The 14,912-nt window shown below is 42.9% G+C and carries 8 protein-coding genes; 5 read left to right on the plus strand and 3 right to left on the minus strand.

What is annotated here, in order from left to right:
- Positions 1-58: 58 nt before the first annotated feature.
- On the plus strand, positions 59-460 hold the full coding sequence (locus OK025_RS04150; protein WP_317668428.1) for a hypothetical protein: 402 nt from the start codon (positions 59-61) through the stop codon (positions 458-460).
- Here OK025_RS04150 and OK025_RS04155 read toward each other — a convergent pair whose 3' ends face one another.
- The 3 genes from OK025_RS04155 to OK025_RS04165 all read right to left on the minus strand — a co-directional run bounded on the left by OK025_RS04155 (position 461) and on the right by OK025_RS04165 (position 4,665).
- Positions 461-2,824: a glycoside hydrolase family 3 N-terminal domain-containing protein gene (locus tag OK025_RS04155; protein WP_317668429.1), complete on the minus strand. Its 2,364-nt coding sequence runs from the start codon at positions 2,822-2,824 to the stop codon at positions 461-463.
- Between the two features lie 404 nt (positions 2,825-3,228).
- The gene (locus OK025_RS04160; RefSeq protein ID WP_317668430.1) at positions 3,229-3,723 is read right to left on the minus strand and encodes a hypothetical protein; all 495 of its coding nucleotides are present in this window, start codon (positions 3,721-3,723) and stop codon (positions 3,229-3,231) included.
- Between the two features lie 93 nt (positions 3,724-3,816).
- The gene (locus tag OK025_RS04165) at positions 3,817-4,665 is read right to left on the minus strand and encodes a glycerophosphodiester phosphodiesterase family protein (protein ID WP_317668431.1); all 849 of its coding nucleotides are present in this window, start codon (positions 4,663-4,665) and stop codon (positions 3,817-3,819) included.
- Positions 4,666-5,223: 558 nt separating this feature from the next.
- Between OK025_RS04165 and OK025_RS04170 the strand changes: the two genes are divergently transcribed.
- The 4 genes from OK025_RS04170 to OK025_RS04185 all read left to right on the plus strand — a co-directional run bounded on the left by OK025_RS04170 (position 5,224) and on the right by OK025_RS04185 (position 14,906).
- Positions 5,224-7,614 (plus strand): TonB-dependent receptor, encoded by a 2,391-nt coding sequence (locus OK025_RS04170; protein WP_317668432.1) that lies wholly within the window; start codon positions 5,224-5,226, stop codon positions 7,612-7,614.
- Between the two features lie 335 nt (positions 7,615-7,949).
- Entirely contained in the window at positions 7,950-11,150 is a 3,201-nt protein-coding gene (locus OK025_RS04175) for a TonB-dependent receptor (RefSeq protein WP_317668433.1), read from the plus strand.
- A gap of 121 nt (positions 11,151-11,271) precedes the next feature.
- Complete coding sequence (locus OK025_RS04180) at positions 11,272-12,975, plus strand: RagB/SusD family nutrient uptake outer membrane protein (protein WP_317668434.1); 1,704 nt, start codon at positions 11,272-11,274, stop codon at positions 12,973-12,975.
- A gap of 2 nt (positions 12,976-12,977) precedes the next feature.
- A complete protein-coding gene (locus OK025_RS04185) occupies positions 12,978-14,906 on the plus strand; it encodes a heparinase II/III family protein (RefSeq protein ID WP_317668435.1) in 1,929 nt (642 codons plus the stop codon).
- Positions 14,907-14,912: the final 6 nt, after the last annotated feature.

Here is a 14,912-nt window from a genome sequence, read left to right on the forward strand (position 1 = left end):
AGTTGTAACAAAAATGGCAGTAACTTCGTTGTATGCTAAAAACCAAGTTATGAGATCAATGTCAAAAATATTAACATCATTAGCATGTATCGTATGCGTAGGTTGCTCAAAGGAAGCTGCTAATCAAAACCTGTATCTCGAGGGAAGTTATTCCGGAAAATTTATAGTCAACTATAAAAATCAGGACCAAACCTTTACTGGAGACGTAACTGTACGGTTTAAAGCGGACAGTTTCTTTTGTACAGCAAACAAAAACAGATTTCCCGCAGGTGGCTCAGGTACATATGAGATTAATGGCAACCAAATTATTTTCAAAGATAAAAATTTTTGGACAGCAGATTTTGACTGGGCTTTAATATTGAATCACAATTACACCTATTTAGTGGATGGAAACGATCTAACTTTAACAAAAGCTCCCTATCAAAATAACAGCTATATCTATAAATTAACGAAGGATTAATTAATAATCCTTCGTTAATTCCAATGCTCCCTTCAACCGGATATCATCGGAAGATGCGCCGACCAAAAGTTTAAACCTGCCTTTTTCTGTCTTCCATTCATTACCTGCATTCCAAAGTTTGAGGTCCTCCTTGGTCAATTGAAAAGAATAACGTTCTTTCTTTCCTGCGGCAATGTTTTTACGCTCAAACCGCTTCAACTGCATAACAGGTGTCACGACAGAACTTACTTCATCCACAACATACAACTGAGCGACTTCATCGCCCGCCAATTTGCCATTATTTGCCACGTCGAAGGACACCGTACACGCAAAATCATTGCCAGCTTCCTTCAATGAGACCTGTAAATTGGAGTAATCAAAACTACTGTAGCTCAACCCATAACCAAAAGCATACAATGGTTTGGCCGACATTTCCACATAATCGTGATGCTTAGGTTTTGTATGGTTGTAATGTACAGGAAGCTGGCCGACCGAACGAGGTACCGAAATCGGTAATCTTCCAGCCGGATTATAGTCACCGAACAATACATCGGCAATAGCCAAGCCGCCCTCCTGTCCCGGATACCAGGCATTCACGATCGCAGGAACATGTTCAGCTGCCCAATTTAAGTTCAATGGCCTTCCCATAATCGTAACAAGTACAATTGGTTTTTCGGTTGCCTGTATCGCTTTCAGCAACTTGATCTGATCGCCCATCATATCCAGAGAAACGCGATCAAATCCTTCTCCGCTCTCCATATCACTTACCGTATTGGGATCCACATTGGCCGCTCCAGTTGCTTGATACGACGTTTTAAAATCACGTGCACTCGAACCACCCAGGACTAAAACCACCGCATCGGCCTGCTTTGCAGCTGCGACGGCGGCAGCAATATCGGAATTGCTTGTATCACGGATCGCACAACCTTTCACATAATCGACCTTGGTACTGTTACCAACTGCCGCCCGTATTCCCGTCAAGAGGGTCTGAACTTTTCCTTCAGCCTGTGGAGCAGTATAATCGCCCAGCTGATTATAGGCATTGTCGGCATTCGGTCCTATAACGGCTATTCGTTTCAACGATTTGCTTAAGGGTAAGATATGCTGATCGTTTTTAAGCAAAACAATCGACTCGCGTGCCACTTGTCTTGCCACCGTCTTATTTTGTACCGTAGCGACTTTTTGGGCTACCAACTTTTCATCCACATAGGGATGATCAAAAAGCCCCAGATTGAACTTCATTCGCAGTACACGGGCCACTGCTGTATCGAGAACAGCAGGTTCAACGAGCCCCTGTTGGACAGCCTTAAGCAAATTTGAACCATAACCAGTCCCGCTTAGATCGACATCCAATCCGGCATGTATACTTTGTGAAGCCGCTTCTTCTGCAGTCGCTGCTGTTGCATGCCCTCCATTGAGCCCCGATATACTCAGTAGATCCGATACGACAAACCCCGTAAATCCCCAGTCTTTACGTAGAATGTCTTTTAGCAACCAAGGGTTGGCTGAACAAGGAATACCATCAATGCTATTGTATGCCGTCATAACCGACCCTGCTCCTGATTTTACAGCACGCTCAAAAGGTGGCAGAAAATATTGTCTGAGGCTTCGTTCTCCAAACGATACGGACTCACCATTGTGACCGCCATCTGGAGCAGCATAGGCTACAAAATGCTTTAAAGTTCCTATTATTTTATCACGCTCACCTAGCTTCTCACCCTGAAAACCACGGATCATTGCAGTTCCCATCTGACCGATCAGATAGGGATCCTCCCCATAGGTCTCTTCAGTGCGCGACCAACGTGGATCTCGTGCTAAATCTAATACAGGACCGTAGCCGTTTTTACCACCCACAGCATAAGTCTCCATGGCGATTGTTGATGCCATATCCTGAATCAACCGTGGGTTCCATGTACTCGCCTGTCCGATCGCGGTAGGGAACACTGTTGCACCAATCGCCATATGTCCATGTGGCGCCTCCTCAGACAACAACAATGGAATCCCTAGTCGAGTACTATCCACCATATAACGTTGGATCGCATTTGTAGCGCGCGCAGCTTCTACAGGGCTCAGGCCATTCAGCAAGGTTTTCTGTGTCCAAGGATCGGCACGTAAGGTTGCCCATAATAATCCGATATGCTGTTCTTTTACTGCCTTCCGCAATTTATTGCTGATTGTAACCTGCTTTCCGTTTTTGCTATACATTTCCCAGCCCAGCAATTTACTCAATTGCCCGACTTTCTCTTCCACAGTCATCCTTCCCAATAGATCACTTACCCGTTTTTCAATTGGTAACGTACTGTTCTTATAGGGCAATTGCTGGGCTTGAAGTTGTGGGCAGAGCAATGTCGCCATTGCCGCCATAAGTAATATACGGACTTTCATAAGTGGATTATTATTTATCTAGTTTTCTTCATTAATTGGATCCGGTTTTATTATTTCACATTACCTATGCAACCGGTTTCCAAACCACTAAATTAACGATTTAGCCTAAATAATCAAGTTAAATTTTGATTCCTAATTCTTTTAATAATCATAGGGCGGCAGCATTGGTTTGAACAGCGTTCATCTAAGCAACCTAACATAGGTTCTACTTTATGTACTGAAGTAGAGGAGAGCAAATGGCAAACATCCACGAAATTCATTCTTGCACGTTGGGCAACAACAAAACAGGTAGACAAAGAAAAATTAATGTGAAATATTCAATTGCAACTTCATCAAAATAGAATTGAAAAAAAAATAAAGACGGCAAGCCGTCTTTATTTTGAGTGTTAAAGGAAATATACTACTTATTTTGTTGAAGCAACTCGCTTACCTTGGAAATAGTATTCAACTGGTGCCGCGTATGCTGCAGGATTATTATTGCGCGAAATTAATATGAGCAGATCACCATCAAGCTGTACCTCATAACTTTGGTAAGGATCACTATCAGCAAACTTGATACTTTTCTTCCCTTTATCATAGGTAAATGCGCGATGCTGTCCTTCAGCAAAAATCGAACGTTCAAATGTCAACTTATCATCCCCACATAGTTCTTTACCACGATTGACAGTGAACTTATTCGCTGATTCAGCAAATGTAAATGTATACACATTATCCTTTTCACAATCTTTCGGTTTGTGCTTCAATTGCTCGTTTGTCGTCCCTTTCGCAGACACGATAGGGCTCCATTCAAAACTTTCCAGCTGTTTTTGAACATTCATAGGTACAGTCACTTCATTTTCTTTACTACAGCTCGTCAGTAAAAAGAGGATAGCAAAACTTCCAGTAAATAATTTATTCATTACGGTTTCCATTAGTTATATCTTGATGACGATCATTTTACCAATATTGCTACAATAAAATCAAGCATTTTTAACTAAACAGATAAAAATAGACTATGAGCCGGAGAGCACTTCGCGCCACAAACTAGGATGATCTGTTTGAATAAGACGTACAAAAGGATATTTCTCCAAAAAAGATCGATAAGCTTTCTTTCCCTCCTGTTCTGTTTTGTCGTCATATTCCCCCAAACTATTCATCCAAAAATAAATGCCCTTTTGGCGCAATGCATTAAGTTTTTCGGTATCAATAAATGATTCATCAAGATGGACAATTGAGGTTAATTTCATCTTTAGTATGGCCGCTAAATCTTTCATGCTGCGTGCCCTCGGAAAAAGTGTAATCGTTGGATTGAGTTTGTAAATCTTGGGCATGTCTTTGTAATCGTAAAGAAAAAATAGTACCTGGTCTTCCATCCCCTCCTGTTCAACAAGCGCATAGGTTTTCTTAATAAACTCTTTGCGATCTTCTTTAAAATCGAGATCAACAAGGATTTTTCCCTTTGCAACGCGCAAAGCTTCCGATAGGGTTGGTATAACATGATCCGAAGCTTCACCATTCGACTTTTTGCGTAAGTGAAGCTGTTGAAGCTCGGCATAGGTCTGTTTGGCGACCTCTCCTTGCCCCGTTGTCGTCCGATTGACTGTTTTATCGTGCATCAGTACAAGTACACCATCTTTGGTGGCCCGCACATCTACCTCTACCACGGAAGCCCCCTGCCGAATAGCCTCCTCGATAGCAGCAATTGAATTTTCCGGTTGCTCCAGATGAGCTCCCCGGTGTGCGGCAACGTGTAAACTTTTTTGATCTAATTTTTTTATTAAATCGTTCGACTGAGCATATAAGTGGGTTGTAGAACTTACTATCATACTCAACAAGATAGTAGAAAATATAATCTTTTTCATTGCTGTATAGCTATTTTTTTGCAATCTCTATTTGTTATACCTTTGAAACTGGCGATCTCGCCACAGTTACATCTCAATCGCATCATGGATTGAATCCTGCACCTATATTAACGGAAAGTAATCCGGTTTGAATGGATTACCTTCCGTGTATGTCGTTCTATTTTTTCGACAACTCGAATGAATCAAGTTAATTTTTCGGGAAGCTTTGCACTCCGCCTGGCACTTGTAAAAAAACGCCCCAAAAATTGTTAATAAACATGTTAACTTTCTAGTACAGAGCAGATCTTTTGTTAAAAACGTAGCGGACTTCCTATTTTTTTACAATTAGGCATTTAGGGCAAAAACAGTTCAGCTAAAATGTTAATAACAATGTTAATTAACTTGTAATCAACAATCTTTATGTTAACAACTACTTATCAGCAAAACCTATAAAATTTCACGTAATGACAGTAAACTTAAGTTGAATCATGCATATTCGCGGCGTGAAAAACAAAAAATTAGGTAAAAGCTAAGGGTAAATTGAAAGCCGGCTGTCATAAAGATAAAAACTAATCTTTTATGAAACTATCGCCAATCTTACTTATTGGATTATCGCTTCAAGCAGGGCTTACATTCGCCCAGCAACCAGCATCGCCAAAGCAAAAAAATCAGGTTGTGACCGAAACTGTCAAAGGAACCGTGATAGATAAAAATACCAGATTACCACTTACAGGTGCCACAATTGTTATTTCATCCAGTGATGGGACAAAGTCTGTAGGTACAGACGCACAGGGCATATTTCGGCTGCAGCAAGTTCCGGTTGGGCGTCAACAGCTTCAAGTTCGCATGGCCGGATATAAACCAGAAGAATTTACGGAATTACTGATCACCAGTGGACGGGAGAATATGGTCAATGTGGAAATGGAGCCGCAAATAAATGCATTAACCGAAGCTGTCGTCTATGCCAATGCCGGAAAACAACCGCTCAACCAGATGGCAATGACGAGTGGACGCTCTTTTTCGCCGGAAGAGACCAACCGCTATGCTGGCGCCTTTTTTGATCCCGCCCGTATGGCACAGAGTTTCCCGGGTGTTGCTGCCGGCGGCGATGACAATGAAATTATTGTTCGCGGAAATTCCCCCAAAAGCTTGCAATGGCGGCTTGAAGGTATCGAAATTGTAAATCCCAATCATTTTGGAGCCGAAGGCGCTGCAGGCGGCGCAATCAGTATGCTCAATACCATGGTATTGGGAAAATCTGATTTCTATACCGGTGGACTTGCCGCGGAATACAGCAATGCAACAGCAGGTGTTTTTGATCTTAGGTTCCGTAAAGGAAATACCGACAAACGCGAATACACATTCAACGTCGGAGTACTGGGCGTAGGAGCAACGTTAGAAGGGCCTTTCAAAAAAGGAAGTGACGCTTCCTATTTGATTAGTTACCGCTATTCTTCATTGAGTCTACTGGAAAAAGTAGGCGTAAAAGTTTCAGACACTGGCGTCCCAAAATATCAGGACCTTTCTTTTAATTTTGTATTTCCCACAAAAAAAGCCGGAACCTTTTCCTTATTCGGTATAGGTGGCTTGGGGAAACTTCAACAAACTGCCGAGCGTAATTACGAAAAATGGGAGGAACGAACAGATGCCCAAGATCTAAATTTAAAGTTCAACGCAGGGAGTGCTGGACTAAAACATCAATACATTGCAAACGAAAGATTATATTTCACCAATATTGTTTCCATGTCCCTTAGCCGCAATTCCAATAGCACCGATACATTAACACGGGACTATATTTCCAGCCTCTATCACAAGGACAAATTTACGAATACGGCTCTTCGCTATGCGGGTACGCTAAACTATCGCGCCAACAGTAAAAACACGATTAGAGCGGGCTTAAATGCAAGTTTATTACACTATGACCTCTATGCGCTGTCCTACGACACCGAGCTAGCGGCATTGAAAGAGCGGATTAATGAGACTGGGAATACAAGTACTTATGATGCTTTTGCACAGGTAAAAACAGTTTTGAACGATAAATTAACACTAAACACAGGAGTTCATGCGAACTACTTTGCGTTGAGCAAGAGCTGGTCTATCGAGCCAAGGCTTGGCCTAAACTGGCGTGTAGCCGCAGATCAAACGATATCCTTTGGGACTGGTCTATATAACCGACTGGAGCCCTTGGTCTACTATTTTGCCAAAAGTAGCGATCAAACAAGCCTTGAGCCAAACAAGCCTCTTTCGCCAACGAAATCTGCTCAGGCTGTTATTGGCTATGAAAAGAACCTAAGCAGAACACTCCGGTTTAAGACAGAAATCTATTATCAGCATCTGTATGATGTCCCGGTATCTACAGATTCCGACATCAACTTCTCCCTACTCAATGTATCGGATATTGCAGCCATTGGTACATCAAACTACCGTCAGCTTGTCAATAAAGGAACCGGCAAAAATTACGGCATTGAGCTAACGCTTGAGAAGTCGTTAAGTAAGGGGTATTACTTCATGGCAACGACGTCCTTCTTTGATTCCAAGTTCAAAGCACGCAATGGCAAAGAATACAATACCACATTCAATACACGTTATGTAGGAAATTTATTGATGGGGAAAGAATGGACCGTGGGAAAGAGTAAAAATAATCTGTTCGGTCTTAATGCCAAATTAATTTATGCCGGCGGAAGAAAGTACGCTCCTGTTCTGGAAGAAGAATCGCTTCGTTTAGACGAAGAAGTTATAGACCAAGATCGCATCAATACCCTGACTGCCGATCCCTACGTCCGTGTTGATTTCTCATCAAGCTATCGGGTTAACCGCAAAAAAGTAAGCCATCTATTTATTTTGGATATTCAGAATCTCCTGAATAGAGAGAACACTGTGGGTATGCACTATAATTTCAGCAAACGCATCATTGAACCTCAAAAATGGACCGGGATTATTCCGACCATTAACTACCGGATTGAATTCTAATACCTAATAGCAACACATAGGACTTAAAGGTCTGTCTCCATTCGTATGTCTCCAAAACCCAAATTTGGAGACATACGATGCTATTTCCTTAAAATAGCTCATTCGTTTACTTGTGAATATGCAGCTAAAATCTATAGCTGACAGAAATACCCAAGAAGAGGCACTACATAATCTAATATTATCCTTTCTAAACAAATATTATCCAAAAATCTTTCGGTTTTTAGTCGGACTGTTACGAAAACGATTGCGAAAAAACGCCGTTATTGTTCTCTTTCAATACTGTAAATTCACTTCACAGAAAATTCATTTTTCAGACCAATTAAATCTAAAAGCCTATGATCAAGATCAAGAACACATCCGTTTCGACGAATCGTTGGATGTACCCGGCAATACCATTATCCTGCTTGTTGCTCGTATCCAATCTGGCAACACAAGCTACTCCCTTTACCTTCGCAATAACCAACAGCAAGCTTTCACTGGCCATGCAGCAGACAACCATTCGGGGTAAGGTTGTAGACAAAGATGGCAAAGGCATCGCCAATGTCACCGTTCAGATTAAAGGAACCAATCTAGCAACATCGACCAATGCAAGTGGTTCATTCGAAATCAAAAGTCAACAGAACGACGCAACATTGGTTTTCACGAGCATCGGTTATAAAAGTATCGAAACGAAGGCACAAGCTGGCAGCCCGCTTACGATTACCTTGGAGAATGAGTCCAAGGGACTCGACGAGGTTGTTGTTGTCGGTTTTGGTACACAGAAAAAAGAAAATGTAACCGGTTCGGTCTCTTCCATCCAGATGTCCGAGGTTGTGGAAAGCAGACCTGTAACCTCCTTGTCGGCCGGTCTAGCTGGACAGGCGCCGGGATTATATGTTAATCAGGGCTCAGGCAGACCGGGCAGTGATGGGGGAACACTACGTGTTCGTGGACAGGGAACGCTCAATAATGCCAATCCACTTGTCGTGATCGACGGTGTTATTGGCGACATGAACCTGATCAACCCGCAAGATGTTGAAAGCATATCGGTTTTAAAAGATGCTGCTTCAGCGTCAATTTATGGTTCAAGAGCCGCAAATGGCGTTATCCTCATTACAACGAAAAAGGGTAAATCGGAGCAGTTTAAAGTTATTTACAACAATTATTTCTCGAGTCAAAAACCATCCAATACTATTGGAATGGTTTCCAACTATGCCAACTATATGGAGCTGATCAATGAAGGTTATCGCAATGGCGATCCAAATGCTAAGCCCATATTTTCGCAGGAAAAAATCGACCTTTGGCGCCAGGACGCTGGACAGGACCCATTGAAATATCCCAATACGGACTGGGTTTCCGACCTTTTCCAGAACAAAATCAGCCAAAACCACAACCTTTCCTTTACCGGAGGTAGTGACAAAATCAAATTCTTTGGCTCCTATGGTCTCCTCAACAACCCTGGGATCATTGAACAGGCAACCTATAAACGTCATACCGGGCGTATCAACCTTGAAGCTGATGTAAAACCCTGGTTAACGTTGGGAGCCAATATCAATGGTGTCGTTTCCAAAACAGATATTGGTACCAACATCATCGATGATGTCTTTACTTTTGCCGCAGCAAGTACTCCGGGCATGGTACTGCGTGCGCCAGATGGAAGATTTGGTTCGCCAAACAATCCGGAAGATGACCCGCAGTCTAACAACGTGCTACATCGCCTTTATGCGCAGAAAGGTAACATCAACAAAAACCGCTTCGTGTCGCGCTTCTACGGAAAACTGAAACCCATCGAGGGACTTTCCATCGAAGGATCATACACCTATACCTATGACGATGATTTCGTGTACTCTCAACCCGTGTTCAATGACCGTTGGAACTTTTTGACAAATACAATTGCCTCAGCGGGTACAGGCCGTTCGTCGGTAACCAACGAATCGATCAAATCCTACCGCTATTACATGGATGGAATTGCCAAATACAAAAACAAGCTCTTTGAGAAACTGAACTATGAAGTCATGGTAGGTGCCAGCCAGGAGTATTTTAAAGATGGCTGGTTTGCGGCATCCAAACTCGATCTTGTAGATCCGTCCCTGACCGTTCTGAATGCGGCGACTATGGATGCCTCAGCTTCCGGCAATATCACCGATTGGGCTATGCGTTCATTTTTTGGTCGAATCAACCTATCCTGGGATGACAAATATTTGTTGGAAGCCAATCTACGGACGGACGGTTCATCACGCTTTATGAGCGGAAAAAGTAGATGGGGTACTTTTCCTTCAGCTTCCTTTGGCTGGAAAGTTTCCTCAGAAGACTTTTATGACATCAAATGGATGCCTAGCCTGAAATTCCGTGCATCGTATGGCGCCTTGGGTAACAATGGAACAACCGATGAGTCTTTCCGCAAAAACGCCAACATTAACAATTATGAATATCAAGCGCTTTATAATCCGACAAACTATGTGTTAAACAACCAGCTATATGTAGGTTTTGCACAGACCGTATTGAGTAATGCGCTTCTGACTTGGGAAAACACATATATCCTGAATGCTGGTTTAGATTTTGACCTTTTCAATTACAAACTAGGGGGCTCGATCGATGTCTTCAACAAAGTAACAGACAACATCTTAATCAACCTACCCGCTCCTCTGGTTGTCGGAAATGCGACAATACCACGCACCAATGCAGCGAAAGTACGTAATAATGGTGTCGAGCTGAATTTGACTTACCGCGATAAAATTGGCGATAATTTTAAATTCAACATTGGCGGCAACTTTACTTTCATTGACAATAAAGTGGTCAAGTTCAAAGGCAACGACAAGTCTATCATTGCTGCTAATTTGATACAGGAAGGTTACGCCATCAATACCCAATATATCCTGTTGACCGATCGTATATTACAGACGGATGCTGATATGCAGCTCGTGCAACAGATGATCGATAATGCGCCAATCGATCCGAATACCAATCAAAAAGTCAATCCATTCGCATCCTATGGTACACCTAAAAAAGGAGATCTCTTGTATAAAGACACCAATGGCGACGGCGTCATCAACGACAATGACCGGGTACCGGTAGGTCATGGTACAGCGCCACGGATGACCTATGGCTTTAACATGGGATTCGATTATAAAGGATTTGATTTCTCGGTCTTCTTGCAAGGTAATGCAGGCAACAAAGTCGTCTGGACGGATGGTTATTACACACCTACTGTTCGCTGGGGCTATCAAATCAATCAGGAAATTGCTGATGGCCGATGGACAGAAGGTGCAACAGATGCAAAATTTCCGCGATTGTTGCCTTATACCGATACAAGAAACACCAAAAACAGTGATTTCTGGTTACAGAACAAGGCATTTATCCGCGTAAAAAATATCCAGCTGGGCTATACAATTCCGAACGATATCACCAAGCGGATACAGGTGCAAAATCTACGCGTATTTGCATCACTGGAAAATTTCTGGACCATTACCAAATATAAAGGTTTCGATCCGGAGATCAGCGGTACCAACTATCCAACAATGAAACAGGCCGTTTTTGGTGTTAGTTTATCCTTTTAAGAAGAAGGGTATGCAACAGGGAATGTGTTCCCTGCCTGAAACGTAAATTATGAACAAAAGTTGAGGAGGTGATTTAACACCTTTGAACATAAAACATATCATGAATAATTAATTAAACCTCATGAAAAAGATTTCACTACTCATAGCCGGATGCATTGCTTTATCATCTTGTTATAAGCTTGATACCAACCCCTACAGTCAGGTAAGTGCTAGCACATTCTGGCAGAATGAAGACCAGGCCTTAGCTGGCGTACTGGGCTGTTATAACGACTTAAAAAAAGAAGCCACCTTTGGCTTGCAATTTTCTTACGATGGACTTACCGATATTGGTCTGGGCTATGATCCTCCGGGTTTGGGCGAAGTGATCAGCGGTACTTTTACGGACCGTTCGCCCATTATTGTGGATAGATGGCAGGCAGGTTACGATCTTATCCAACGTTGTAATCATGCAATCGCGCATATCCAGCCCATGACCATAGACAAGGCCAAACAGGAGGGTTTTATTGCGGAAGCGAAGTTCTTACGTGCGCTCATGTACTTCCAGCTCACCAATCTATATGGCGCCTTGCCGATATACGATGAAACGGTCGACTTGAATAAAGATTTTGCTGATCTTAAAAATAGTCGGTCTTCGGTAGAAGATGTCAATAAGTTTATCCTCAATGACCTGAACTATGCGATTGAGAAATTGCCGGTAAGCTATGATGCAAAGTATTATGGCCGGGTCACCAAAGGAGCTGCGTATGCTTTGAGAGGGAAAGTAGCCCTTTACAATAAAGATTGGGCTGGAGCAATCCGGGATTTTGAAGAGATTGTTTACAACAAGACCAACACGTATGGCTATAGTTTAAACACAAGCTACTCGGCCTTATTCACCATGGATGGCGATCAATCGCCGGAGATGATTTTTGCCATTCAGAATATGGGTGGTACCGGATTCCCTTATGGTATGCCGATGGCCTTCTATATGGGAACGCGCTCAACCTTTGGTAGTGACTGGAACAACTGTATGCCGAGCACACGTCTTGCTGATCGCTACGAAAACCGCGATGGCAGTCCATTCAACTGGAATGATTATTTCCCCAACTATACAACCGATAATGCGGTCAAAAAACAGGCGATGGAGTCTACGCAATCTGGCGGAACGCTTACCAAAGTACCAGATACAGCAAAACTACGTCAGATCTATGCCAATCGCGATCCTCGGATGAATCAAACCTTGATCGTACCTTATTCGCATTATTTAGGATGGAATGCCAACAAAGAAAGAGATATGCAGCTGATATTGGCAACCGGTGTAAACGAAAACTTTGGTCAGATCCGCAACAATCGGGGCTGGTACACCTATCTATGGCGAAAATTTGTTCCTGAAGGGAACCTAAAAGGCGCCATTACCGATCGTGCACATACACCGATCAATTTCCCTATCATACGTTTGGGCGATGTACTGTTGATGCTTTCCGAAGCGTACAACGAGTCCAATCAATTGGACAAAGCGATTACTGAGCTTAACAAAGTGCGTACACGCTCTAAAATGCCGGCACTAAATAGTGGCAGTTCATTTTTAGTTGTCGGTAGCAAAGCGGATATGAGCAAACGTATTCAGCACGAACGCGCCGTAGAACTAGCAGGTGAAGGATGGCGTTATTTTGATCTTAAGCGCTGGAACCTTTTGGAAAGCGTCTCCAAAGACTACATCGAAAAAAGTATTACCGGAGACAATCTCGTAACCCGGGGTTACCAAAGCCGTCATAAGCTTTGGCCAATACCAGGGCAAGAGATTGAAATGAACCCGGCATTACTACCACAAAATCAAGATTGGTAATTATGAGAATTTATTTAATCTTACTATTTTTCCTTAGCAGTTTTTCTTTCCAAAGACTGCTAGGGAAAGATTTGAACCTGCTAACAGGAGCTTTTAAACAGGAGAACCTGAAAGCCAGCTTAGGTAAGGACAAATCTTGGGTTCCCTACCCGGCTTATTCCGACCGTTTAGCCTGGGATAAGCTGATGGCTCCCTTTAAAGAGCGTATTATAGAAAAGGGAAACGAGGCCCTGAACTACCAATGGCAGGTCGTCAAAGCAACCGACTACCTTGAATATGAGCGTTCAGGCAACCGCAGCATAATGGAAAAGCCAATGAACGAAAATTGTACTGCGCTGACCAACCTACTGTTGGCGGAGCTTGCAGAAGGACAGGGGCGCTTTGTTGACCAAATCCTAAACGGCAGTTGGCAATTGACGGAAATGGCAACATGGTCTCTCTCGGCACACCTGGGGGCCTTTCAGTCCAGTAAGCGATCATTGCCGCAACAGCGCATACAAGTAGTCGATCTGATGGCCGGTGATGTAGGCTCGCTGCTCTCCTGGGTTCATTATTTCTTCAGCGATACATTCAATACAATAAACCCCGAAATCAGTACCCGTCTAAAACAACAGATCCAACAACGCATTATACAGCCCTATTTGGATCGTAACGACATGTGGTGGCAGGCATTTGAACTCAAGGAAACACAGGTCGTCAATAACTGGAATCCATGGTGTAACTTTAATGTTCTTACGGCCTTGCTTTTGGTTGAGGACAATCCCGATATACAACTGGCGGGAATTTATAAGACAATGTCTTCCGTGGATCGCTTTATCAATTATGTCAAAACAGACGGTGCCTGCGAAGAGGGTCCCTCCTATTGGGGCCATGCTGCGGGCAAACTGTACGATTATCTAAAAATACTTGCGCTGGCCACCAAGGGCAAGATCAATATTTTTGATAAACCTGTAATTCGCGATATGGGTGAGTACATTGCACAATCCTATATTGGCGGAGATAAATGGGTCGTTAATTTTGCCGATGCTTCGGCAAAAGGTGGCGGCGATCCACTATTGATCTACCGTTATGGACAGGATGTCAATAGTAGCGAGATGATGCAATTTGCCCGATATATGGAAAATACCGGCGACAAAACTGCAAATTTCAAACCTTCAAGGGATATTTTTCGCGCCTTCGAAGACCTGAGATGCTATCCACAACTAGAGCGTGTTACCGCTGCACTCCCTCAAAATAATGCGAAGTGGTATCCGGAAACACAATTTATATACCTAAAAAAGGGTCCGTTTTTCTTCGCTGCCAAAGGTGGTTTCAATAATGAAAGTCACAACCATAACGATGTCGGGAGTTTTATCTTATACGAGGATCAACAACCACTGTTCATTGACGCCGGTGTCGGCACCTATACCAAAAAGACCTTTAGCGATGACAGATACAGTATCTGGACGATGCAGAGTGCTTACCATAATGTTCCGATGATCAATGGAGCCGACCAATCTTTTGGAAAGGAATATAAAGCTGAAAATGTAGCATTTCTGCCTGCACAAAATAGATTCCAACTTGATATTGGAAAAGCATATCCGAAGTCGGCGAATGTTGAACACTGGAATAGAAGTTACACCCTCGTACAAAATGGGCTGGACATTCAGGATGAGTTTAAAATCACAGGTCCTAAGCAGGCCAATATCATCCATTTTCTGGTTGCTCAGGAACCAAAAATTGGCAAAGGAGAAATCCGCCTCAATAATGGGCATGCAACCTTGTACTTTGATACCGGACAGTTCACAGCGAGCTACGATGTCATTCCTCAGGACGACTCCCGTTTGAGTCAGGTATGGGGTAAGGAACTCTATCGTATCAAACTCACCGCTAAAAGCATCAAATCCGCTGGAAAATACACCTTCACGATTCGCAAAGAGGCTATAAAATAAAAAGAA

The organism is Sphingobacterium sp. UGAL515B_05 (genome assembly GCF_033097525.1).
Taxonomy (GTDB): domain Bacteria; phylum Bacteroidota; class Bacteroidia; order Sphingobacteriales; family Sphingobacteriaceae; genus Sphingobacterium.